The 23,598-nt window shown below is 51.4% G+C and carries 18 protein-coding genes, 1 tRNA gene, 2 pseudogenes and 1 riboswitch; of the genes and pseudogenes, 13 read left to right on the top strand and 8 right to left on the bottom strand.

Annotated features, from left to right (window positions below; translation table 11 throughout):
* Positions 1-10 precede the first annotated feature (10 nt).
* The 5 genes from sufD (at position 11) to RAL91_RS15830 (ending at position 4,096) form a co-directional block, all read left to right on the top strand.
* Complete coding sequence (gene sufD / locus RAL91_RS15850) at positions 11-1,276, top strand: Fe-S cluster assembly protein SufD (RefSeq protein ID WP_306257228.1); 1,266 nt, start codon at positions 11-13, stop codon at positions 1,274-1,276.
* 48 nt (positions 1,277-1,324) lie between these two features.
* Positions 1,325-2,572: an aminotransferase class V-fold PLP-dependent enzyme gene (locus RAL91_RS15845; RefSeq protein WP_306257227.1), complete on the top strand. Its 1,248-nt coding sequence runs from the start codon at positions 1,325-1,327 to the stop codon at positions 2,570-2,572.
* A gap of 111 nt (positions 2,573-2,683) precedes the next feature.
* Positions 2,684-3,043, top strand: a complete 360-nt coding sequence (locus RAL91_RS15840; protein ID WP_306262965.1) for an SUF system Fe-S cluster assembly protein — start codon at positions 2,684-2,686, stop codon at positions 3,041-3,043.
* 11 nt (positions 3,044-3,054) lie between these two features.
* Positions 3,055-3,411, top strand: a complete 357-nt coding sequence (sufA, locus tag RAL91_RS15835; protein ID WP_306257226.1) for a Fe-S cluster assembly scaffold SufA — start codon at positions 3,055-3,057, stop codon at positions 3,409-3,411.
* 10 nt (positions 3,412-3,421) lie between these two features.
* Entirely contained in the window at positions 3,422-4,096 is a 675-nt protein-coding gene (locus RAL91_RS15830; protein ID WP_306257225.1) for a TenA family protein, read from the top strand.
* A 23-nt stretch (positions 4,097-4,119) separates the two neighbouring features.
* Here RAL91_RS15830 and RAL91_RS15825 read toward each other — a convergent pair whose 3' ends face one another.
* The 6 genes and pseudogenes from RAL91_RS15825 to RAL91_RS15800 form a co-directional block, all read right to left on the bottom strand.
* Entirely contained in the window at positions 4,120-5,175 is a 1,056-nt protein-coding gene (locus RAL91_RS15825) for a GGDEF domain-containing protein (protein WP_306257224.1), read from the bottom strand.
* A 460-nt stretch (positions 5,176-5,635) separates the two neighbouring features.
* Positions 5,636-6,731 (bottom strand): annotated as a pseudogene (locus RAL91_RS15820) (DEAD/DEAH box helicase); the annotation flags it as partial.
* 115 nt (positions 6,732-6,846) lie between these two features.
* Positions 6,847-7,314, bottom strand: a complete 468-nt coding sequence (locus tag RAL91_RS15815; protein ID WP_306257222.1) for a hypothetical protein — start codon at positions 7,312-7,314, stop codon at positions 6,847-6,849.
* Between the two features lie 73 nt (positions 7,315-7,387).
* A complete protein-coding gene (gene parE, locus RAL91_RS15810; protein ID WP_306257221.1) occupies positions 7,388-9,448 on the bottom strand; it encodes a DNA topoisomerase IV subunit B in 2,061 nt (686 codons plus the stop codon).
* Between the two features lie 679 nt (positions 9,449-10,127).
* Positions 10,128-11,547 (bottom strand): annotated as a pseudogene (gene glnA, locus RAL91_RS15805) (type I glutamate--ammonia ligase).
* A gap of 81 nt (positions 11,548-11,628) precedes the next feature.
* Positions 11,629-11,967 carry a P-II family nitrogen regulator gene (locus RAL91_RS15800; RefSeq protein WP_306257220.1) on the bottom strand — a complete coding sequence of 113 codons (339 nt, stop codon included), beginning with the start codon at positions 11,965-11,967 and terminating at the stop codon, positions 11,629-11,631.
* A gap of 456 nt (positions 11,968-12,423) precedes the next feature.
* Between RAL91_RS15800 and RAL91_RS15795 the strand changes: the two genes are divergently transcribed.
* From RAL91_RS15795 to RAL91_RS15785, 3 genes are all read left to right on the top strand, one after another.
* Positions 12,424-12,508, top strand: a tRNA-Leu gene (locus RAL91_RS15795).
* 140 nt (positions 12,509-12,648) lie between these two features.
* Positions 12,649-14,028 (top strand): trigger factor, encoded by a 1,380-nt coding sequence (tig, locus tag RAL91_RS15790; RefSeq protein WP_306257219.1) that lies wholly within the window; start codon positions 12,649-12,651, stop codon positions 14,026-14,028.
* 147 nt (positions 14,029-14,175) lie between these two features.
* Positions 14,176-14,538 carry a cytochrome c gene (locus tag RAL91_RS15785; RefSeq protein ID WP_306257218.1) on the top strand — a complete coding sequence of 121 codons (363 nt, stop codon included), beginning with the start codon at positions 14,176-14,178 and terminating at the stop codon, positions 14,536-14,538.
* Here RAL91_RS15785 and RAL91_RS15780 read toward each other — a convergent pair.
* Entirely contained in the window at positions 14,535-14,789 is a 255-nt protein-coding gene (locus tag RAL91_RS15780; RefSeq protein ID WP_306257217.1) for a hypothetical protein, read from the bottom strand. The two genes, RAL91_RS15785 and RAL91_RS15780, sit on opposite strands and share 4 nt — an antisense overlap.
* A gap of 126 nt (positions 14,790-14,915) precedes the next feature.
* Positions 14,916-15,032, top strand: a riboswitch (glycine riboswitch).
* A gap of 158 nt (positions 15,033-15,190) precedes the next feature.
* On the opposite strand from RAL91_RS15780, the gene gcvT reads away from it, so the two are divergent.
* From gcvT to RAL91_RS15760, 4 genes are read left to right on the top strand one after another with little or no spacing between them, the layout of a single operon-like run.
* On the top strand, positions 15,191-16,282 hold the full coding sequence (gene gcvT / locus RAL91_RS15775; protein ID WP_371932425.1) for a glycine cleavage system aminomethyltransferase GcvT: 1,092 nt from the start codon (positions 15,191-15,193) through the stop codon (positions 16,280-16,282).
* A 27-nt stretch (positions 16,283-16,309) separates the two neighbouring features.
* Entirely contained in the window at positions 16,310-16,678 is a 369-nt protein-coding gene (gcvH, locus tag RAL91_RS15770) for a glycine cleavage system protein GcvH (protein ID WP_306257215.1), read from the top strand.
* A 37-nt stretch (positions 16,679-16,715) separates the two neighbouring features.
* Complete coding sequence (gene gcvP / locus RAL91_RS15765; RefSeq protein WP_306257213.1) at positions 16,716-19,514, top strand: aminomethyl-transferring glycine dehydrogenase; 2,799 nt, start codon at positions 16,716-16,718, stop codon at positions 19,512-19,514.
* 42 nt (positions 19,515-19,556) lie between these two features.
* A complete protein-coding gene (locus RAL91_RS15760) occupies positions 19,557-20,309 on the top strand; it encodes a sulfite exporter TauE/SafE family protein (RefSeq protein ID WP_306257212.1) in 753 nt (250 codons plus the stop codon).
* 36 nt (positions 20,310-20,345) lie between these two features.
* Here RAL91_RS15760 and RAL91_RS15755 read toward each other — a convergent pair whose 3' ends face one another.
* Positions 20,346-20,801 (bottom strand): YaiI/YqxD family protein, encoded by a 456-nt coding sequence (locus RAL91_RS15755; RefSeq protein WP_306257211.1) that lies wholly within the window; start codon positions 20,799-20,801, stop codon positions 20,346-20,348.
* 151 nt (positions 20,802-20,952) lie between these two features.
* On the opposite strand from RAL91_RS15755, the gene RAL91_RS15750 reads away from it, so the two are divergent.
* The gene (locus RAL91_RS15750; protein WP_306257209.1) at positions 20,953-23,208 is read left to right on the top strand and encodes a bifunctional diguanylate cyclase/phosphodiesterase; all 2,256 of its coding nucleotides are present in this window, start codon (positions 20,953-20,955) and stop codon (positions 23,206-23,208) included.
* The last annotated feature ends 390 nt before the right edge of the window (positions 23,209-23,598 follow it).

Below are 23,598 nucleotides of genomic sequence, written 5' to 3'. Positions count from 1 at the left end.
GACAGAGATTATGACTGCACAACCGCAGAAAATTCAAACTCAGGCTGAAACCTCGCTGATGCAGCAATTTGCATTTCTTGGTTTGGAGCCATCACGTCAGGCAGCTGCTGATCGCCTGAACGAAAGCGGTCTTCCGCACCGCCGTGTTGAGGAATGGAAGTACACAGATCTTCGGGCATTGTTGAAAGATGTGCCACAACTGGCTAGCGGGAAGAGTGTTGCCTCAACATCTGCTGGACAGCCTTTGGTTCCTGCTGACTTCGTTTTGGCTGTTGTGGATGGTGTTCCACAGGAGATCTCGAATGCAGGTGCAACTGCCTCGGATGCGGCGAAAGAAGCCGTTTCTATTGAGATTGGTCTGGGTGATACCAAGGGCTTCCACGAGAAACCCAATGCAAATGTTGATCTCAACATCGCACTGGCATCATCTGGATATGTCATTCGAGTCAAGAAAAGCACTGTTACACCCATCATCTTTATCGACCACATTGTGTCTAAAGCTGATGCAATAACGGCAGCCAGTCGCCACAGTATTTTAGTGGAAAATGGCGCGCAAGCCATTCTGGTTGAACGGTTTTCTGGCACTGATGACACTGCTTATGTTGCCAGTGCCGGACTGTCTGTGATCGTCGAAGACGGTGCAAAACTGACGCAGGCCCGTGTTGTTGCAGAAGGGGCTCAATCTTCGCATCTTGCCACAATTGGTGCGCGGATTGGCAGCGAGGCGATTTACGAGCCCTTCGTTATGACGATAGGCTCGCATCTGGTGCGAACCGATGTTCAGATTACCTTTGACGGTGAACAGAGCCATTTGGGCATTCGTGGCGCAACCCTTGTGAAGGGCAAGCAGCATACAGACATGACGCTGGATGTTGATCACGCATCGCCCAATTGTACCAGCATTGAGCAGTTCAAGTCGGTCATTGCTGATGAAGCGAAAGCTGTCTTTCAGGGCAAGATCATGGTGAAACAGATTGCCCAGAAAACTGACGCAAAAATGATGAGCCAAGGCCTGTTACTGTCCGAAAACGGAGAGTTTCTCAATAAGCCGGAACTTGAAATTTTTGCCGATGACGTGATTTGCGGTCATGGTGCGACTTGTGGCGATATTGATGAAGACATGTTGTTTTATCTTCTGTCACGAGGGATCCCGCGTCCGGTTGCCGAGACCATGATGGTGCAGGCATTTGTTGCCGAAGCTATTGAGGATACGGAGCAGCCGGAGATTATTGAGGCGCTTGAGGCCATATTGGCTGACTGGCTTTCCAGGCGTTAAGCCTGGAAAACAGCCTTGAGAAAAGCGACCTGGAAAGGGCATTTGTAAATGGACACGCTTCCACAGGATGCAAACACTGCGTATGACGTATCGAAAATCCGCAAGGATTTTCCAATTCTCGCAAGGGAAGTCTACGGCAAACCACTGGTGTATCTGGATAATGGCGCTTCGGCTCAGAAACCGACCGCTGTGCTTGATGCTGTGCAGAGTGCCTACGCTGACACCTATTCGAATGTGCATCGTGGCCTGCATTTCCTCTCCAATGCCTCCACAGACCTTTATGAGGCGGCCAGAGAGACTGTTCGGGGTTTTTTGAATGCGCCCTCAATAGACAATGTCATTTTCACACGATCAACCACCGAAGCCATCAATCTTGTGGCGCAGTCTTTTGGTGGCGCGCATATCGGTGAGGGTGATGAGATTGTGCTCTCGATATTTGAGCATCATTCAAACATCGTGCCCTGGCATTTCCACCGGGAACACAACGGCGCTGTGCTGAAATGGGTGCCCTACCGGGAAGATGACAGTTTTGATCTTGAGGCGTTTGAGGCGGCGCTGAGCGAACGCACCAAAATTGTGGCAATTACGCAGATGTCGAATGTGACCGGAACGATTGTCCCGATCAAGGAAATCTGCCGAATTGCTCATGAGCGCGGCATTCCCGTGCTGGTAGATGGCAGCCAGTCTGCTGTTCATATGGCTGTTGACGTTCAGGCGCTTGATTGCGATTTCTTCGTGATGACTGGCCACAAACTCTATGGTCCGTCAGGTATTGGCGTTCTGTATGGCAAGTCGGAACTGCTAGCATCCATGCCACCTTATATGGGTGGCGGTGAGATGATTCTTGATGTGATGGAAGACACCATTACCTACGCTCCGCCGCCACATCGATTTGAAGCTGGCACACCGCCTATCGTACAGGCTATTGGGCTGGGCGCTTCTCTATCCTATATGCAGTCTATAGGGTTGAACGCAATCGCGGCTCATGAAGCTGATTTGCGGGATTACGCCGCAAAGCGGTTGAGTGAAATGAATTCGGTAAGAGTGTTTGGAAATGCGCCTGACAAAGGAGCTATTTTCTCATTCGAAGTTGAAGGCGCTCATGCGCATGATGTTGCAACCGTGCTGGATCGCGAAGGCGTGGCTGTCAGGGCGGGAACACATTGTGCGATGCCACTTCTGGCGCGTTATGGTGTAACCGCAACTTGCCGGGCCTCGTTTGGCCTCTATAATACGCGTGATGAGGTCGACAAGCTTGTAGCTGCGATCACAAAGGCGCAGAGTTTCTTTAGCTAAGGTGCTGTTGTTATGACAAATGATGATGTTGATAAGGTACTGCCGGAAGATCATCCGCTTCACGTGCCGGAAGCCAAGCCAGCAGTGGATATGAAGCTGATGGAAGATGGCATGGGCCAACCGCAACTAGCTGCGACAGAGGGTACTAATCTGTCAACTGAAGCGCAGGAGCGTCTGACGGAAGACATTATTGCGGCGCTCAAGACGGTTTACGATCCAGAAATTCCGACAGATATTTACGAGCTTGGCCTGATCTACAAGGTTGATCTGACCGATGATCGTGATCTGGATGTGGACATGACACTGACTGCACCTGGATGTCCGGTTGCTGGTGAAATGCCGATCTGGGTGGAAAATGCGCTCTGTTCGGTTCCAGGTGTTGGGCAGGTTAAGGTGAATATGGTGTTTGATCCGCCATGGACACCTGAGCGCATGTCTGAAGAAGCCAAAGTGGCGTTGAACTGGTTCTAGAGAGAAATCCAATGGGTGCATTTCAGGTTTTGACTTTGACGGACGCGGCCGAAGATCGAGTGCGGCAGATTGCCGCAGGATCAGATGGTGCTGCGGGCATTCGTGTGGGCATCAAAAAAGGTGGCTGTGCGGGTATGGAGTACACTATTGACCTGGCGCATGAACCGGATCCGAAGGACGACAAGGTGGAGTTTGACGGCGCTTCGGTCTTTATCGAACCAAGTGCCGTTCTGTTTCTTTTGGGCACTGAAATGGACTATGAAGTGACCAAGCTGCGCTCCGGATTTGTGTTTAAAAATCCAAACCAGACATCCGCTTGTGGCTGTGGCGAATCCGTCACTTTGATGGCCGCTACGCCTGGTGCGTGAGTGCGCCTGCGTGCCTTTTTTCGACACGTTGAAAACAGCCCGTGCCGATGATTGGCAGGCCTATACGCGTCATGCGTTTGTAGAGCAACTGGGCGCTGGAACGCTGCCAAAGGCCGCGTTTCAGACGTATCTGGTGCAGGACTATCTGTTTCTCATCCAGTTTGCACGGGCCCATGCTCTGGCGGTCTACAAATCTACCAGTCTGGAAGACATGCGCGCCGCTGCAGCTGGCGTTTCGGCCATCCTGGATGTTGAGATGGATCTGCATGTGAGACTGTGCGCTGACTGGGGGCTTTCGCGCTCGGACCTTGAACACAGCATTGAGGCGCCCCAGACCATTGCATATACGCGTTTTGTGCTGGAAGCCGGTCAGGCCGGAGATATTCTTGATTTGATGGTCGCTCTGTCACCTTGCATGTTGGGCTATGCGGAAATTGGCAATTATCTTCTGAGCCAATTTGGCCAGGCGGACGGAACAATTGCTCCCGACCACCCATACGCGGCCTGGATCAGTGAGTATTCCGGACAGGATTATCAGGATGTGGCCCAGGCAACAGCAGCAACGCTCGAAAAACACGCAAACGAGTTGCTAACAGAGGCCCGTCGCCCAAGACTGGAAAAGCTTTTTGGTCAAGCCACGCGGCTGGAGGCCGATTTTTGGCAAATGGGACTTGTGGCGGATTGATTGCCGCATGAAGAATAAGTGCTCTAGGAAACCATTCGGTCTTCGTCGAAGTCACCCTTTTCGGACATGACGCAATTTCTCCCGGCACGTTTTGCCGAATAGAGCGCCGCATCGGCCCGTTCAATCAGTGTCATTGCAGTGTCGGCCTGTTCATAGCGCGCAACGCCGGCTGATACGGTGACATTGCCAAGCTTTTCCCCTGTGGAACGCTTCAGGAGCTTTCTGTCCTTAATCGCTTCACGGATGTGATCCGCCTGCATGATTGCCTCATCCAATGTGGTGTCAGGCATAATGACAGCGAATTCCTCACCACCGTAGCGGGCTGCAATGTTCAGCGCCGAGATGGAGTTCTTTATTGTCATGCCGACAAGTCTCAGGACCTGATCACCTGTTTGGTGGCCCCAAGTATCGTTGAACTGTTTGAAATGGTCGATGTCGAGCATGATCAGGCAGAAGGTTGTGCCGATACCTGAACTGGCCTGCACCTTGCGCGTCATGGTCTGGTCAAACAGGCGACGATTGCCAAGGCCAGTCAATTCATCGGTAAGGTTTTCAAACCGTGCCGCTTCCAGATTGTCTTTCAGTTCAGCAACCTGCGACTGGGACTCTTTTAACTGGTCTTCCATCTCTTTGTGCGAGGCACGCACAACGGCAGTTGCTTTCACAAGTTGATGAATAACATTCTTGACCGCACCGGCATTTTTGGCCGCGCCAAGCTCGCTGGAAAGTTCCGACAGAGTTGTTGAATAGTCGTCGTTCACTTCCATGCTTTGACCAATGCTGCCAAGCATGGTTTCTATCTGATCGCTGAAGTTGCTGCCGAACTGATCGAGCTTATCTCCCAGACGGAATGGAGACAGAAACGTGTCATATAAATAGGTGGTTTCTTCAAGTGTGACTTTGCCGCGCGTCCGCAGAATTTCGTTGATGGCTGTGTTGAGCTTCTGGTCGAAACCAGCCGAGTAGGTGTACCAAAGCTCATAGTGGCGTGGAAACGCGGGAACTTCGCAGCGTTTAATCTGCTTCAGTGCCGCTTCGCCATGCACCAAAGTTCGACGAAAATCTTCATGCTCAGCCATAATTTAACCGGTCGTCCAAATAATCATGACCAATTGTTATGACGATACGCTTAAGACGGGGTTAATCAGGCCTATTTGTTCAAAGCTGTTAAGAAGATACACACCTTCTAGTTGATGCTCACCGAGCGAAGCAGAAATGCCGGTACGTGATCAGCTTCTGCAAACGGCACATTATCATTAGCCGTCTGTTTGCGACGATTCGTGCCCTTGGGACTGCGTGTCTTCTGAGACTCTTCTGATTTGTCTGGACCGGTCGTTTTTCCAGTATCGCGTGTGGATTTACTCGTGTTTTCAGCTTCAGGTTGTGGCTTTGTGGCGGCTCGTCGAGGCTTTCTCTCAGAGCGCCGTGGCTTCCTACTTTCCGGCTGTTCTGTTCGGTTCTCTTTGTCAGCTTCGGCTTCGTCTTTTTGTGCACCGTGTGGCACGCCAGCCGATTTTTCGGACACTTCAATCAAGGGCTTGCCGATGAGCTTTTCGACGGCATCAAGGTATTTCTGATCGGATTTGGACACAAGCGTATAGGCCGCTCCATTGCGACCGGCACGGCCTGTCCGACCTATCCGATGGACATAGTCTTCCGCATGTGTCGGCACATCGAAGTTGAACACGTGGCTGACTTCTGGAATATCCAGGCCACGGGCCGCTACATCACTTGCAACGAGCAGTTTTGTACTCAAATCCTTGAATGATGCGAGCATTTTCATGCGTGCATGCTGATCCATATCGCCGTGCAAAGCACCAGCATTATAACCATGGCGTTCCAGCGACCGAGCCACAGTGGCCACGTCACGTTTGCGATTGCAGAATATGATGGCGTTCTGGAGATCGGCGGCATTATCAATCAAATGCCGAAGCGCTGCACGTTTTTCGGCTGGCTTTGATCCGCAATGAACAACGTTTTGTGTCACTGTGAGGGCTGCCGAAGATCGTGCGGCAACTTCCACCCGAGCCGGGTTGTGCAGAAACTGGTCAGCCAGTTTCTGAATCTCATTCGGCATGGTTGCCGAAAAGAACAGGGTCTGTCGTGTGAACGGAATCAATTTGCAGATACGCTCAATATCGGGAATGAAACCCATATCCAGCATGCGATCGGCTTCATCAATAACCAGAATATCTACACCGGTCAGAAGCAGTTTGCCGCGTTCAAAATGGTCCAGCAGGCGACCGGGCGTGGCAATCAGCACATCCGCGCCACGCATCAGCTTTTTTTCCTGCTCGTCAAAGGAAACGCCACCGATCAGAAGGGCAACATTTAATTTATGACCCGAGCCATAAATCTTGAAGTTTTCTTCGACCTGTGCCGCCAATTCGCGTGTCGGCTCTAAAATGAGGGTTCTGGGCATGCGCGCGCGCGCGCGGCCTTTTTCAAGCAGAGTCAGCATTGGCAAGGTAAAACTGGCTGTTTTACCGGTTCCAGTCTGCGCTGTTCCCAATACGTCGCGCTTTTGCAAAACGTAGGGGATCGCGCCCGCTTGAATGGGTGTCGGTTCTGTATAACCAACACGCTCCACTGCAGCGAGCACTTTTGGGCTTAGTCCAAGTTCGTCAAATGTCATTTGGGGCTTTTCAGAGATGGGTTTCGAACCAATCTGTTGCGACGCTAATAGCGTCAGTCAATTGTTTCCGGCAACATAGGGTAACAGTTAGAAATGTCAACAAATCTAAGAACTATCAGTTACTTGCCCCACCGAATGAATAGGTATTGCGATCCTTCAAAAAGAGCTCATACCCATAAGGGACATTTGGGTCATCCGTGGGCTCTGCTTCCAGATACACACTCAGTTCCCCTCTCACACCGACCTGTGCGGAGACGCCGATAATTTCCTGATTCAGCTTGCTGATCTCATCGATTTCCAACGCATAGGGTGCCGTGCTTTGGCCGCCTTTATTCAGTGGAACCCATTGAATATAAAGAGATTGTGTTTCGTCGGGATTGGCCAGCAAAACAATGCGATGTGTTCCAATTTGTCCGTTTGGCCCGCGCCATTGGCCCGCCGATTGCACGAACCGAACCGAGGGTGCCAGGCTTTCCAGAGCACGCTGGACACTTTCTGACGCTCTCGCGTCGTGTGTGGTCGTTAAGGATAATGGCAATATGGCTAGGCATGCTGCTGCAAAAAACGTCTTTTTAAACTTCATTAATACGCCGTAATTTATTTATTTTTACTAAGTCAGCCACACAGGATGCGGCTCACATCGGTGATCACAGGGCTTATATATCCAAATCGCTGGCGAATTCAGCATTTTCCTGAATAAAGGTAAATCGAGCCTCTGGTTTGTTGCCCATGAGTTGCTCGACTGAGTCCTTTGTCATTTGAACTTCGCTGTCTTCGATGCGAACTTTCAACATCGTCCGCGTTTTTGGATTCATTGTTGTTTCTTTTAGCTGAGCAGGCATCATTTCGCCAAGACCCTTAAACCGGCCAATATCGATTTTTCCACGGGCATTGAATTCTGAATCAAGCAATTCGTCCTTATGCGCATCATCACGCGCATAAAGTGTCTTTCCACCCTGGCTGATGCGGTAAAGCGGTGGCACGGCGAGATAAAGGTGCCCGTCTTCAATAAGGTCGGGCATTTCACGATAGAAAAACGTAATCAGCAGGGCGGCGATATGAGCCCCATCGACATCCGCATCCGTCATGATCACGATTTTATCGTAGCGCAGTTCGCTGGAACGGTAATTGCTGCGCAGGCCGGTGCCAAGCGCCTGGCTGAGGTCTGACAATTGCTGATTGGCGGCCAGCTTTTCGCGCCCTGCATTGGCAACATTGAGAATTTTGCCACGCAGCGGCAGGACCGCCTGGGTCTTTCGGTTTCGTGCCTGTTTGGCTGACCCACCAGCGGAGTCACCCTCTACAATAAAGAGCTCAGAGCCCGAAGCGGCACTGCCGGAACAATCTGCCAATTTGCCGGGGAGGCGTAATTTCCGCGTGGCGCTTTTGCGGTTGATTTCTTTTTCCTGGCGGCGGCGCAGGCGCTCTTCGGCACGATCTACCACCCATTCCAACAATTTGGAGGCCTGGGAAGGAGACCCGGTCAGCCAGTGATCGAAGGCATCACGTATTGCGCCTTCCACGATTTTTGTCGCTTCCGCTGTGGCAAGCTTGTCCTTTGTCTGGCCGACAAATTCAGGCTCGCGGACAAACACGGACAGCATGGCTGCTGAGGACGTCATCACATCATCTGACGTTATGACAGAGGCCCGCTTATTACCGGTGAGTTCGGCGTAGGCCTTCAGGCCGCGCAGCAAGGCGGTTCTCAATCCGCTTTCATGGGTTCCGCCATCGCCCGTTGGTACGGTGTTGCAGTAGGATTGTACAAATCCGTCACCGGCAAACCAGGTCAAGGCCCATTCCACCGATCCGTGACCACCACGACGGCCGGCCTGACCGGAAAACATCTTATCGGTTACACGGTGTTTTGTATCCATCTGATCTTCCAGATAGTCTTTCAGGCCACCTGGGAAGTGATAAACGCCTTGCTCCGGTGTCGTGTCCTTTTCACCCAGAAGGCTTGGATCGCAACGCCAACGGATTTCAACACCACCGAACAAATAGGCTTTTGCCCGCGCCATCTTGAAAAGGATCGCCGGTTTGAAACTGGCTGAAGGCCCAAAGATTTCGGCATCGGGGTGAAATGTAATTTTGGTGCCACGCCGGTTCTGGATGTCGCCCAAATCTTCAAGAGAGCTTGTTGCAAGGCCACGGGAGAAGGTCTGCCTGTACAGCTTTCTGTTTCGGGCAACCTCGACTTCCAATACGTCTGACAGGGCATTGACGACAGATATACCCACGCCATGCAGACCGCCGGAGGTTTCATAGACCTTGGAGTCGAATTTACCACCAGCATGCAAAGTGGTCATGATGACTTCCAAAGCGGAGCGGTCTTTAAATTTCGGGTGTGGATCAACCGGGATGCCACGGCCATTGTCGGTGACGCTGAGAGACCCGTCGGCGTTACAGTTCACTTCAATCCAATTGGCGTGGCCAGCGATGGCCTCATCCATTGAGTTATCAATGACTTCTGAGAACAGGTGATGAAGCGCTTTCTCATCTGTGCCGCCGATATACATGCCGGGACGCTTGCGGACCGGTTCCAGGCCTTCCAGCACCTCGATGTCGGCTGCAGTGTAGGCCTCCGGATCACTGAAGTTTCCGGTTGCTCGCGCTTTCGGGGCCGTCTTTCTGGGAGCGGACTGAGATGGTGTCTTGGTCGATGAGGGGGCAGTCGAGGGCGTGCCGCTGCCAAAAAGATCCTCTGCGTTGCTCATATCCTGTTGTGGTCCCATGGTGATTCGGTCGCACAACTATAGACAAAGATAGAACAAAAAGTGGCGGGAGCGTTCAAATTGGAGCAATTTTTGTTGCATTTCTGCGGATGAACGCTTCCGGGCCAACCATGTGTTGCTGATGGGCAGTGGAGGGAATTGCGCGCCATAGGAAAAAAAATCAAAAAAAGCTCATGATCCGGTTTTGGCAACCAAAAGTTTACCTTAATGCGCGATGTTACCTTCAGATCTGGTCAGGTATTGTGTCGAGGATCATATGGGCGACAAGTCCACATCAGCTGGCGAAGCTAGTATTGTATTAGCTTCGCCAGCTGCTGTTAATTATAAATCTGCACATGAGGCAGTTTTTAAAGCGATTGAATTTAGGATATTCATACCAGTTGCCTTTGGTATGCCATTCTTATTCTTCTTCCTGCTATTCTATGTATTGTAATACATAACAGCCACAATTTCCGTTGATCTAAAATCTTGACGGGTTGTATCTTTATTGTGGGCGCCCATTGTCACAGATCTCTACTGCTGATGGATTTCATCAACTCACTGAAGTTGGTCCGAGCCGGCCACCTGCAGTTGTCCTGAACAAGTGTCGTGCATTGAGCGGTTTGTTCCAAAAAAAAAGGCGCCCCGAAGGACGCCTTTGATTTTTGATATCTGGTAGCTTTTACACAGAATAATACATGTCGAACTCAACCGGATGCGGTGTCTGTTCGTAACGCATGTTCTCTTCCATTTTCAGCTCAACATAGGCGTCGATCTGATCATCATCCATCACGCCACCGGCTTTCAGGAAGTCGCGGTCAGCGTCAAGGCATTCCAGAGCTTCCCGCAGGGAGCCTGCAACGGTCGGGATTTCCGCCAGTTCCGCTGGTGGCAGATCATAAAGATCCTTATCCATGGCCTCGCCAGGATGCAGCTTGTTCTTGATACCATCAAGACCAGCCATCAGCAGAGCCGTGAAGGCAAGGTAAGGATTGGCTGTCGGATCAGGGAACCTGATTTCAACGCGCTTGCCTTTTGGCGATGCACTGAACGGAATGCGGCAGGAAGCGGAGCGGTTGCGTGCAGAGTAGGCCAGCAGAACCGGTGCTTCATAACCTGGAACCAAACGCTTGTAAGAGTTGGTTGATGGGTTTGTGAATGCGTTGATCGCTTTTGCGTGTTTCAGAATGCCGCCAATATAGAACAGGCATTCTTCCGACAGATCAGCATATTGATTGCCAGCAAACAGCGGATTGCCGTCTCTCCAGATGGACTGGTGGCAGTGCATCCCGGTGCCGTTGTCGCCAAAGACGGGCTTTGGCATGAATGTGGCTGTTTTGCCCCATGCATGAGCTACCTGATGGACAACATATTTGTAGATCTGCTGGTGGTCGGCCATTTTTGTCAATGTCTGGAAGACCAGGCCCAGTTCGTGCTGTGCAGAAGCAACTTCGTGGTGGTGTTTTTCAACAACCACGCCCATTTCCTTCATTTTCTGCAGCATGTCGCCGCGCCAGTCCTGTCCGGAATCCACAGGCGGAACCGGGAAATAGCCACCTTTGGTCCGTGGCCGGTGACCCATATTGCCGCCTTCATATTCCGAGTAGGAATTTACGGGCAGTTCAGAGCTGTCGAGCAGGAACCCGGTGTTATAAGGTTCTGTGGAAAACCGCACATCGTCAAACACGAAAAATTCAGCCTCAGGGCCAACATATACAGTGTCGCCAGTGCCGGATGATTTGACGTAGGCTTCGGCTTTCTTGGCGGTCATGCGTGGATCGCGATTATAGCCTTCGCCGCTGATCGGGTCCAGAATATCGCAGAATATCGCAGAATATCGCCAGGGTTGGCGCCTGAAAGAACGGATCTTTGGCAGAAGTTGATGCATCAGGCATCAGTGTCATGTCAGATTCATTGATGGCTTTCCAGCCGGCGATGGAGGATCCATCGAACATGACGCCATCGGCGAACATGTCTTCATCAACGACAGATGCGTCCATTGTGACGTGGTGCATTTTTCCCCGTGGATCGGTGAAACGCAGGTCGACATATTGGATGTCGTCATCTTTGATCTGTTTCAGAATGTCATTTTCGGTTGCCATAGATCGCTTTCCTTTGGTCTTTCTTTATAGTTGACGTGGAGGGGCTCTATCAGAAAAGCCCCAGAAAATTTAGTTGTTTTTTTAAACCGCTTCGTCGCCGACTTCACCTGTGCGAATACGGATTGCATTCTGCACGTCACTGATGAAAATCTTGCCGTCGCCGATCCTGCCTGTTTGGGCGGCATCACGAATGGCATCAACCGCGCGTTCGAGCATGTCGTCTGGCACAAACAGTTCAATTTTGACCTTGGGCAGGAAATCAACGACATATTCCGCGCCCCGATAAAGCTCGGTATGTCCTTTTTGACGGCCAAATCCTTTGGCTTCCAAGACCGTAATCCCCTGAAGGCCGACTTCCTGCAAAGCTTCTTTGACCTCATCAAGTTTGAAGGGCTTGATGATAGCTTCAATCTTTTTCATGCGCTTCCTCAATACTCAGCGTAATGACATATCATGTGTTCCACAGATCGGAAGGGATCACTGTGTGCCGATGCTGGGGATATCAGCAAAAACCATGCCAATTTCTTGTTAGCAGAAAAATCATTAATCAGTCACGAAAAATGGCGGCATCCTGTCGATTGGATGCTGGATCGGTGTCATGAAATGATCTTATTTCAGCTGGTTGCTGTATATTTGTGCAAGCTACTGATTAAATAATGCGCAATTGCCGCGCGGATGCTTAATTATTATGCATGTTCCGGGTGGGGCGTCTGGATTAGATGCCTGTTTAAACGCGTGAACTTTGTTTGCTTTGCAGATTAACCGGAATTAAGCACCGTTTTGGCGGGTTTTGGTTGACCCAATCGGACAGCTTGATATAGAGGCGCGATCAAATTGGTATCGCTTTGAGATGCTGACCGGTTGAATTTGCTTTTTGCGGGCGTGGTGGAATTGGTAGACACGCAAGATTTAGGTTCTTGTGGCGCAAGCTGTGGGGGTTCAAGTCCCTCCGCCCGCACCAGTTCAATGTGGTCACGCGCTTTATGCGGTCATCAATGCATGTGATCATCTAGGCATGTGAGCATCCAGGTTTGAAACAATAATATAATGCCGCTGAACCGGAGTTGGGCAGCTGGCCAATTAAACGTCAGGACGACAAAGATGCAGGTTAGTGAAACCCTGAACGAAGGCTTGAAGCGCGAACTGGACATTGTGGTTCCGGCGTCGCACATGAAAGATCGCATGGAAGCGAAACTGGATGAACTGAAAGATAAGGTTCAGCTTAAAGGTTTCCGCAAAGGTAAGGTGCCCGTTGCGCATCTGCGTCAGATGTATGGCAAGTCCATCATGAGCGACATTTTGCAGGAAGAGCTGAACCAGTCTTCTCAAAAGGCCATTTCTGACCGGTCCGAAAAACCCGCCATGCAGCCGAAGATCGAGCTGCCTGAAGAAGAAGGCGCTGCAGATAAAATTCTGAGTGGCGACGCTGACCTTGCCTATAAGATTTCCTACGAAATCGTACCGGCCATTGAAGAACTGGACTATGGCAAGCTGACGATTGAGCGTCCTGTTGTGGAAGTTTCCGAAGCAGAAATCGATGAGCGCCTTCAGGAAATCGGTGAGAGCAATCGGCCTTACGAAACCAAGACAGGTGCTGCTGAAGACAAGGACCGCCTGACAATTGCCTATCTTGGCAAGCTGGATGGTGAGCCGTTTGAAGGCGGCCAGGACGATAACGCGATGCTGGTGCTGGGATCAGGTCAATTCATCCCCGGCTTTGAAGAACAACTGATCGGCGCGAAAGCCGGTGACGAAAAAACCATCAAGGTCAAGTTTCCCGATGACTATCAGGCAGAAATGCTTAAGGGTCAGGATGCCGAGTTTGAAGTGACTGTGCGCGATGTCGCAGCACCCGGGGACGTGGTGCTGGACGATGAGTTTGCAACCCGCTTGGGTCTGGAATCCATCGAAAAGCTCCGCGAAGCTGTTCGTCAGCAGGTTGAAGGCCAGTATGGTGGTGTCACCCGCCAGAAAGTGAAGCGTCAGCTTCTGGATCAACTTGACGAAATGCACGCTTTTGAATTGCCGCCAACTCTGGTTGAGCAGGAATTTGAAAATATCTGGCGTCAGGTTACCCATGATATTGAACAACATGGCAAATCCTTTGAAGACGAAGACACAACCGAAGAAGAAGCTCGGGCTGACTATCAGAAGATTGCCGAGCGCCGTGTTCGTCTCGGTCTGGTGCTGGCTGAAATTGGCGATAACAACAAGGTTCAGATTACGGATGAAGAGCTGCAGCGGGCTTTGATCGAGCAAATCCGCCAGTTCCCGGGTCAGGAACAGCAGGCATTCGATTATTATCGGAACAATCCTGAAGCAATGGCCAGTCTGCGTGCGCCACTGTTTGAAGAAAAAGTTGTCGATTATCTGCTTGAGCTTGCCAATGTGACGGACAAGACCGTGACGAAGGAAGAGCTGAACGCTGACGAAGATGAAGATGGTCACGATCATGACCATGACCATGATCACGACCATTAAAGTCTGATTGCCTCACGGCCTTTTCTGACATTTTGATCTGCATCAAGGCCCCGCCCGGCAAGGCGGGGTCTTTTGTTTATGGGCATTTCTGATTCAGATGTCGGTGCCCACAACAAATGAATGTCAACCAAAAGGACGGGCCAGAATATGGGATGGATTGAAAGCTCTACACGTGTGACTTGCCTGGCGGCATTCTTTGCTAGCGGTCTGGCATTGCCAGCGGTCGCCGCGTCTCATTTGAACAATGACGAGTTGAAATCGGTGCTCAGAGGTCAGACATTGGCACAGGACAGATGTGCAACCTGTCACGAAGTCGGCTCGGAGGGCACGAGCACGCATCCCGAAGCTGTGCCGTTTCGCTATATTGCGCGGCTGTATCCGGTTGAGAACCTCGAGGAGGCCTTTGCCGAGGGGATTTATGTCGGACACCCTGACATGCCGACATTTGAGTTATCTGTGGATGATTTGACTGATCTGCTGAATTATTTGAAAGCCGTTCAGGAAGATTAAGGGACGTCTGTCTCCTGCATTGCGTGACTGTCGGAGGCGGTAAGGTCCAGGTCGTAAACCGCCTTCAATTGTTCAATTTTCAGCAAAGTCTGCTGTGAAAATGGCTGCTTGCCTTCAAAGCAATGCAGCGCCATCCCTTCCAGCAGATCGGCCAATGTCATGTCGAGTTGCTCGGCAAGGCCCTTGAGGACTTTCAGCAATCGCTTCTCGATGCGAATGCCAGTTTGTACACGTTCAATTGGATTTGTCATTTTGGTACTTTAATGCATTGGTACCAAGGTATCAAATTATTTCTACTGATGCTGACTTTCAACCTTTGCCTATGATGACATGGATTTGTTTTTGAGCTAGCCTTGTTGCGCTGTCCGGACGAGTCCGGGCCGACAACGGGAGAGGGTATCAGCTCTGACCAGTCAGTTTTGACCAGTCAGGATCGATGCCGCCGAAGGTGAAAATGCCCATAATCTCTCAGGCAAAAGGACCGTTGTCGGAAAAGCACTCTGGAAAGTCGAACTGGTTGGTTCGCGCCGAAGGTGTAAGTGCAATTGTCTGTCGGCTTATCATTGTCAACAAGCGGTTGCGCAAGTCTCTCAGGCTTTAGACAGAGGGGTCGGCCATTGCAATTCTTGCAGTGGACGATTTCTGTTGTTTGATGTCGGGAGCCCATATGAAACAGACCCCTCTATATGATCTGCATATTGCCGAAGGCGCCAAAATGGGCGCGTTTGCGGGCTATGATATGCCTTTGTTCTACCCCTTGGGGGTGATGAAAGAGCATTTGCATACGCGGGCTTCTGCAGGATTGTTCGATATTTCTCATATGGTGCATGTGGAGATTGCGGGGCGTCAGGCCGCCGCACTGATCGAGCATCTATGCCCTTATGTAGCCAGTGAGCAGGGCATCAATGCATCCCGCTATACGTTCTTCTTGAACGATGATGCTGGCATTGTTGATGATTTGATTATCACCCGGTTGGATGAACTGCGATATCTTGTGGTCGCTAATGCAGGCTGCGCGGAAAAGGATGTCGCTCATATCAAAGCGCATGCGGAAGCGTTTGACGTGTCCGTCAATGTGATACCGCGCGGTTTTCTGGCGTTGCAGGGACCTCAGGCTGAAGCTGTGCTGGCAGATCATGGTTTTGCCGTATCCCGGATGGACTTCATGACAGGTATTGAGCCAAAACCGGGCTGGTTCCTGTCCAGAAGTGGCTATACCGGCGAAGACGGTTTTGAGATTGCAATGCCAGAGGCGGATTGCGACGCATTTGCCCGTGCGTTGTTGAGCGATGAGCGTGTCAGAGCCATTGGTTTGGGTGCGCGCGACAGTTTGCGACTGGAAGCGGGGCTCTCTCTTTACGGTCAGGATCTTTCCGATACGATCAGTCCTCATGAAGCCGGGTTAATCTGGGCAATTCCCCAGGAACTGCGCTCTGGGGGGACTTTTATTGGCGCAAAGGCGCTGGCAGAGAAGATCAGCGCCGGGCGCAAACGTATGCGGGTCGGGCTGGTGCCGGATGGGCGCATGCCGGTGCGGGCAGGTGCGCTGCTTCTGGATGATGCCGGGTCTGAGATTGGTGTTGTGACATCCGGCGGCTATGGGCCTTCAATCGAAAGCGGTGTGGCCTTGGGGCTTATTGCTGTTTCCGCTGCCGATAAGCCCATATTTGCGGAAGTTCGGGGCAAGAAAATTCCCATGCAGCGGGCAAAACTGCCTTTTGTTCCACATCAGTACAAACGATAATTTCACCTTGCAAAGGAAGACACAAAAATGAGCACAACTTACTACACCGAAGAGCACGAATGGCTGCGCGTCGAGGGTGACGTTGCGACTGTTGGCATTACCAACCACGCACAGGAGCAGTTGGGCGATCTTGTGTTTGTAGATCTGCCGACCACCGGCACAAGTGTGGAGCAAGGTGATGATGTGGTGGTTGTGGAATCCGTAAAGGCGGCTTCCGATGTTTATGCGCCAGCATCGGGCGAAATTGTCGAGATCAACGAAACACTCGCCAATGAGGCTGCTCTGGTCAATGCAGATGCTGAAGGGGGCGGTTGGCTTTATAAGATGAAGCTCTCCAAACCGGATGAGTTGGAGCAATTGCTGGATTTAGCTTCCTATACCGCCCAGATTTCCTGATCCTTTAGCCAAACAGCCCCTCCCGGAGAATTTTACAATGACAGACAGCCCGTTTCTCGCGCGTCATATTGGACCTGGCATTCAGGATCAGCGTTCCATGCTCAACACTTTGGGGATGACTTCTTTGGAGGCGATGATCGGGCAGACCGTCCCGTCCAAAATCCGGATGGAGGGCACTCTGAATATTCCAGATGGCATTGGTGAAGAAGCGGCTCTTGCAGAACTCTTCGGCAAGATGGAGCAGAACATCGTTGCCAAATCCATGATCGGGCAGGGCTATCATGGCACACATGTGCCACCGGTCATCCAGAGAAATCTGCTTGAAAACCCGGGCTGGTATACATCCTACACGCCGTATCAGCCGGAAATATCTCAAGGCCGTCTGGAAATGCTGTTTCATTTCCAGACACTTGTGGCTGAATTGACGGGCTTGCCAATTGCCAATGCTTCGCTTCTGGATGAAGCAACCGCGGTGGCAGAAGCTGCCGGTATGGCGTATCGCCATCACCGTCAGAAGCGGCACCGCATTGTCATCGCCAGCAAATTGCACCCACAGACCCTTGATGTCCTGAACACCCGCGCGTCCACGATCGGATTTACCGTAGATGATGGTGAGATGGATGGCGATGTGGCGGCCGTTATTCTGCAGCTCCCCGATACTGAAGGCGCGTTGAGCGATCCGGCAAGTATTGTGGATGCGGCAAAGGCCGTTGGTGCTCTTGTCATTGTATCAGCTGATCCGCTGTCTCTTGTGTTGTTGCAGCCGCCGGGGCAGTGGGGTGCAGATATCTGTGTCGGTGCCATGCAGCGCTTCGGCGTACCACTGGGCAATGGAGGGCCACACGCAGCCTATATGGCAGCGTCATCGGCTTTGACCCGGCTTGTTCCGGGCCGTTTGATTGGTGAGTCCATTGATGCACATGGTCGCCCTGCCTATCGGTTGGCGCTGCAGACACGGGAGCAGCACATTCGGCGTGAAAAAGCGACTTCCAACATTTGCACCGCACAGGCACTTCTGGCCAATATGGCTGCTGCCTATGCCATTTGGCACGGGCCGGTTGGCCTGGCTGCCATTGCAAAACGGGTTCACGCATTGGCCAACCGGCTTACGAGTTCCTTGCAACAGGGCGGCTATACAACCGGTGCCAGTCATTATTTTGATGCGGTCACGGTCAGTAGCACCACCAAGGCGCAAGCATTATGTGATGAAGCGGAAAAGCTTGGCTATCTGCTGCGAAAAGTCAATTCTGACACGATATCGATCGCGTTTGATGAAACGTCATCAGAAGCTGATCTGGAGGCGCTCTGCGGCTTGTTTGGCGTCAAAGTTGCCATGGCAGCAAGCAGCGCGCTAACAGCAGAACGCGAGAGCGAAAGGTTTCTGTCACAGGATATTTTCCACAGTTGCCGGTCGGAAACCGAGATGATGCGGCTGTTGCGCAAGTTGATGGACAAGGATCTGGCACTTGACCGGGCCATGATCCCATTGGGTTCCTGCACAATGAAGCTGAATTCGGCTGCGGAAATGATGCCGGTGACCTGGGCGAAAACCGGAAATATCCATCCGCTGTCTCCTGCCTCTCATCGTCGCGGCTATGCAATCATGATTGATGATCTGGACCGCTGGCTGTCAGAGCTCACTGGATTTGCAAAGGTCAGTTTGCAACCCAACGCCGGCAGTCAGGGCGAATTTGCCGGGCTGCTCGCCATTCGTGGTTATCATGAGGCGAACGGACAGGGGCACCGCAATATTTGCCTGATCCCATCTTCGGCCCATGGCACCAATCCGGCATCCGCTCAAATGGCTGGTTACAGTGTGGTTGTTGTGCGCTGTAACGATGAGGGTGATGTGGATCTTGCTGATCTCACAGCAAAGGCTGAACAACATTCAGACAATCTTGCGGCTTTGATGATTACGTATCCATCAACGCATGGTGTGTTCGAAGCCGAAATTCGGGAAATCTGCGCAAAGGTGCACGAACATGGTGGTCAGGTCTATTTGGACGGGGCCAATTTGAACGCCCTGGTAGGACTGGCCAGACCTGGAGATTTGGGTGCCGATGTCTGCCACATGAATTTGCACAAGACATTCTGTATTCCCCATGGCGGTGGCGGGCCAGGTGTTGGCCCGATCGGCGTTGCAAGGCAACTGGTTCCGCATTTGCCAGGTCATGTAGCATTGGGCTCAAACGGGGCTGTGTCAGCCGCGCCGGAGGGCTCTGCATCGATACTGCCAATTTCGTGGATGTATATCCGCATGCTGGGCGGCAATGGTCTGAAGACCGCCAGCGAGATTGCAATTTTGAATGCCAACTACATCGCCGAGCGGCTTAAAGATCATTATCCGATCCTGTTCACCGGCAAGAACAACCGGGTCGCCCATGAGTGCATTGTTGACGTGCGACCCCTGAAAGAAAGCGCCGGCGTGACCGTTGATGATGTTGCCAAGCGATTGATTGATTACGGTTTTCATGCCCCGACCATGTCCTGGCCGGTTGCCGGAACCTTGATGGTCGAGCCAACAGAATCTGAACCTTTGTCAGAAATTGACCGATTTGTGGATGCCATGATTGCCATTCGCGAAGAGGCTGCATGCATTGAGGGAGGTGAGTGGCCGCAGGACGATAACCCGCTCCACAATGCGCCACATACGGCAGAAGAAGTGACCGCGGATGCATGGAGCCACCCCTATAGTCGCAAAATAGCGGCCTATCCAAAAGGCGTCGATACGGCCACAAAATACTGGATGCCTGTGTCACGCGTGGACAATGTTCACGGCGACAGAAATCTGGTTTGTTCCTGCCCGCCCATGGAAGATTATGCGGTCGGTGCTTAAGAAGTGTACCCGATTGGATTGTTCTGACGGGTAGGGGGTATTGTGGACACAGTCATCGGCAATTTGAGCCTGGGAATGCTGGCCTATTGCCTTGCCGCAGTGTTCATAGCAGGGCTGATCCGGGGCTATTGTGGATTTGGATTGTCCGCGCTTGTGGTGGCCAGCCTGACTTTGGTTCTACCACCGGTTGAAGTTATTCCCTTCGTGTTCATGCTGGAGATTGCTGCCAGTGTGGGCATGCTGCCTGCGGTGTGGCGTTCGGTCAGCCGAAGACTTCTGGTCTGGCTGCTGATGGGCTACGTGATTGGCGCTCCACTGGGCTTATACGCCTTGATCCATGTGGATCAGGCGCTGGTCAGGATCATTATTTCCGTCATCATTCTGGTCATCAGCTTTGCGCTGCTGCGCGGTTTTGTGTTTCGTGCGGCCAATTATGCTGTGTCGATTTTCGGCACCGGAATCATATCCGGTGCGGTCAACGGGGTGAGCGCAGTGGGCGGTTTGCCGGTGGTGCTGCTGATGCTCGCGAACTCGGCTTCTGCAGCCGTGACGCGCGCGTCCATTGTGGCATTTCTGCTGCTTGGCAATATCTATGCGACAGCGTTTACCTTCGGATCAGGCATCATTACCGATGATGTGATGATACGGTTCGTGATTTTCCTGGTTCCCATGGCCATGGGCGTGTTTTTGGGCAGTCGTCAATTTGTGCGCTCCAGTCCGGAATCATTCAAGGCTCTGGCACTTTGGCTGCTGATTGGCCTTGCGTCACTGGGATTGCTACGTCTGGCATTTTAGCCGGTAAAACAGCTTAGCAGTTAAACCGACGGCCCATCAGGTTTTCCGTTTCAAGCGAACCAGCGCCTGGTCCATTGCGGATAAAAATCTGGAGCGGTCCGCTTTTGAAAACGGTGGCGGCCCGCCGGTGATATCACCTGTTGAACGCAGGCCTTCCATTAATGCGCGTGTCGCCACGGCACTGCCTATAGAGTTTTCCGTGAATGGTTTCCCGCTGGGGCTGATGACAATGGCATTTGAGTTCAAACACCGCTCGGCGAGCAATATATCCGCTGTTATGACCACACAATTTTCGTCTGCTCGCTCGGCGATATAATCATCTGCCACATCCGGTCCAGCGCTTACAATCATACGGCTGACAAGTGGATGATCCGGTATGCGCATGAAGCTGTTGCTGACAACCCAAACAGGCACATTGTAACGAAAAGCCACCTTGTAAATTTCATCTTTGACCGGACAAGCATCGGCATCAATATAAATACTTATGGTCATAGAAAATCCAGGGTTTTCCGATTTGTGCGTTTTTCTTCGGTTCAGATATCTATTTCAAATTTGACACATAATAACAACGCTTTATTAGCGATATCAATTGGTCCGAATTTAAGAAATTAACATCATAATCCGCACGCGTTTAAGGTGGATGATGAAGCACATAAAAACAAAAACTCTTGCGGTCATTGCGGCGTCAGGCCTTTGCTTCCTTTTGGTGGCAAAACTGGCGGCTGATCATTCGCTCAATTTGATGTTGACGAAACAGGCCAGCGGGATTGGCCGTGACTGGTCGCACTATCTGGATAACCGGCTGGGCGATGACTTGCCGACCTTGTCGGGCGACGCAGAAGAGGTGATTGTTTCCAATGCCAAGCTTGGTGTTGTGGTTGATGCGGTCTCCGAATTATTTGCTGTCAGTAAAATCTTTCAAATCGACTTTATCGACGCCGATTGTGCCTGCGTTGCCACATTTTCAAACCTCTCCTATTTTGACAGCGACACATCAGGCACAGGGTCCGGAGATTCAGGATCCGGCGCACAGTTGACTGATGAAGGGGCTGCCACTCAGACCTCCAAACAGCGACATACTGGAACTTACATCAATCGCAGCAAACATACCCACACACATGCAGGCGATAGCCGGTTTGCAGCAGAACTTCACAGCAGCCTGATGGATGTCCGCTATCTGCTGTCCTATGCCAGGTTTGGAAGTCAGAATGATTATGCGGGCATGGGCCAATGGGGCAGCTTTCTGCCGCTTGATGAACGATCTGTTGATTTGGTCTGGAACGCAGAGCTGCAAAAGGTCCTGCTTCCCCAGGATAGCTCAGCCTTGTCCAATCATTCAGTTGCGGAGATCTATCATCGCGTCCAACGCGGTGACGAAACAAAGCTGGCCCTGAGGTTGCTCGTGGACATGGATGAGATCGCCACGCGCAATCAGGCCATAATGTATGTCGCCAGTGCTACCATTCTGCTTTTGCTGTTTCTTTCATTTGGATATCCGGCTGTTCGACATTTTGAAAACCTTCGTGCCCGGCGCAAGTCGGATGCGAAGGCACATTTTCTGGCGCATCATGATATTTTGACTGGGCTGTCAAACAGAAACGCGTTTCAGGAAAATGTTCCGAAGCTGCTGAAGCAGGCAATTTCAGAAGGCTACAATGGTGCGCTTTTCCTCATCGATGTTGATGATTTCAAGAAAATTAATGACTTTTACGGACATCATGTTGGCGATCAGGTATTGCGGCAAATTGCAGAAATGCTGAAAGCGAAGGTCTCCCCGGGGAGCATGGTCGCTCGTCTTGGTGGGGATGAGCTTGCGATTGTGTCGTTTCAAAATTCCGGGAACGATGAAATCAAGTTTGATGATCTCGACTTTTCATCGTCCTTTCAGGTCGACATGGACGGCAGCGAAGAGGCCTTTGATGTGTCTTTCAGTGTGGGAATTGCGCGCTTCCCCCAGGACGGAGATGAACTTCCTGAATTGATGCGCAATGCAGATCTGGCACTTTACGATGCGAAGGATAAAGGCAAATCCACAGCGTGCGAATACCGCCCCGACATGAAAACCAGCTTTTATCAACGACAGGTGCTGTTCAATGAGTTTCGCGCCGGCCTCAAATCGTCACAAATTCTGCCATTCTATCAGCCGGTGGTTTGCACGCGTACAGGCCGCGTCGCGGGTGTTGAAGCGCTTGTGCGGTGGCAACATCCCCAGAAAGGCCTCATCTGCGCGTCCGACTTTTCCGACGTATTTGAAGATCGGGAGATCTGTGAGCTGATCGGTTGCCAGATGATCAATAAGGTCACCAGAGACATGGCCGTTTGGAAAGAGGCTAATGTGCCATTTGAGCGCGTTGGCTTTAACGTGAATGCGGCAAATCTGCTGCGCAACGGTTTTATCCTGGATATTGTAAGTTCTCTTGCACGGTATGGCCTGTCACCAAAAGAGTTAGCGATTGAAGTGACAGAGAAAACCACCTTCGGAACAAATTCCAAGGCGCTTTTTGACAAGCTTCATGAGCTCCGTGAAATGGGGTGTGAGGTCGTCCTGGATGATTTTGGAACCGGATATTCCTCAATCACGCATTTGAAAGAACTGCCTTACACTTTCCTCAAGATTGCACGAACATTTATCAGCAACATCGTTGATGACCCTGAAGATCAGGCGATTGTCAGTTCCCTGATAGAGTTAGGCAGATCGCTCGATTACAAAGTTGTTGCAGAAGGTGTTGAAACCTACGAGCAGTATGAGAAAATCAAAGAGCTGGGGTTTCACCTGGCTCAAGGATATTATTATGCCAAACCAGTACCTGCGGGCGAGTTGCCGAGTGTTATTGAAAGCGTAAGGGCGCGGTCTTTCAGACATTTTCAACCACAGAATTTTCACGAGGATGTCGCATAAGCATGAAACACGCTTGGCGCATGGTCTGTTTGCCTTGGGAAAACCGGGCCCTCCCAACGCCCCTTTTTCGGTGTGCAATCATGGATGTAGCATTTGGAGGTTGCTGGTCTCAAATAAGCCAGTTTTGCGAGCTGCGTCATTTGACATGTAGATTGATGATTGAACTTCCGCAAAGTAATTTCCCGCCTAAGTTGAATATCTGGTTTGTATGATTTGGAATAGATCATTGTTATATAACAACAAATATCGGTTTTTGACGTGTGTCACTTCCGGTCAGGGCTGGATTAATTTGCAGCAACAGGTTAAGGTTGTTAAACGGAGCAAGCGGGTGCTTGTGTCGTCTGGAAAACAGGGTTGCAACTGCAGACTGTTTTCTGAAATGAAATTCTT

The organism is Pararhizobium sp. IMCC21322, from assembly GCF_030758295.1.
Lineage (GTDB): Bacteria > Pseudomonadota > Alphaproteobacteria > Rhizobiales.
Note: the sequence above shows the minus strand (reverse complement) of the source record. Positions and strands in the feature narration are given on the sequence as shown.

Excerpts from the sequence above, each read along its gene's own strand:
- parE (WP_306257221.1), bottom strand. The coding sequence starts at position 9,448 with ATGAGCAACGCAGAGGATCTTTTTGGCAGCGGCACGCCCTCGACTGCC.
- RAL91_RS15785 (WP_306257218.1), top strand. The coding sequence starts at position 14,176 with ATGGGATGGATTGAAAGCTCTACACGTGTGACTTGCCTGGCGGCATTC.
- sufA (WP_306257226.1), top strand. The coding sequence starts at position 3,055 with ATGGGTGCATTTCAGGTTTTGACTTTGACGGACGCGGCCGAAGATCGA.
- RAL91_RS15780 (WP_306257217.1), bottom strand. The coding sequence starts at position 14,789 with ATGACAAATCCAATTGAACGTGTACAAACTGGCATTCGCATCGAGAAG.
- RAL91_RS15755 (WP_306257211.1), bottom strand. The coding sequence starts at position 20,801 with ATGACCATAAGTATTTATATTGATGCCGATGCTTGTCCGGTCAAAGAT.
- RAL91_RS15825 (WP_306257224.1), bottom strand. The coding sequence starts at position 5,175 with ATGGCTGAGCATGAAGATTTTCGTCGAACTTTGGTGCATGGCGAAGCG.
- RAL91_RS15845 (WP_306257227.1), top strand. The coding sequence starts at position 1,325 with ATGGACACGCTTCCACAGGATGCAAACACTGCGTATGACGTATCGAAA.
- gcvH (WP_306257215.1), top strand. The coding sequence starts at position 16,310 with ATGAGCACAACTTACTACACCGAAGAGCACGAATGGCTGCGCGTCGAG.
- RAL91_RS15815 (WP_306257222.1), bottom strand. The coding sequence starts at position 7,314 with ATGAAGTTTAAAAAGACGTTTTTTGCAGCAGCATGCCTAGCCATATTG.
- RAL91_RS15750 (WP_306257209.1), top strand. The coding sequence starts at position 20,953 with ATGAAGCACATAAAAACAAAAACTCTTGCGGTCATTGCGGCGTCAGGC.
- RAL91_RS15800 (WP_306257220.1), bottom strand. The coding sequence starts at position 11,967 with ATGAAAAAGATTGAAGCTATCATCAAGCCCTTCAAACTTGATGAGGTC.
- gcvP (WP_306257213.1), top strand. The coding sequence starts at position 16,716 with ATGACAGACAGCCCGTTTCTCGCGCGTCATATTGGACCTGGCATTCAG.
- sufD (WP_306257228.1), top strand. The coding sequence starts at position 11 with ATGACTGCACAACCGCAGAAAATTCAAACTCAGGCTGAAACCTCGCTG.
- tig (WP_306257219.1), top strand. The coding sequence starts at position 12,649 with ATGCAGGTTAGTGAAACCCTGAACGAAGGCTTGAAGCGCGAACTGGAC.
- RAL91_RS15840 (WP_306262965.1), top strand. The coding sequence starts at position 2,684 with ATGGGCCAACCGCAACTAGCTGCGACAGAGGGTACTAATCTGTCAACT.
- gcvT (WP_371932425.1), top strand. The coding sequence starts at position 15,191 with ATGTCGGGAGCCCATATGAAACAGACCCCTCTATATGATCTGCATATT.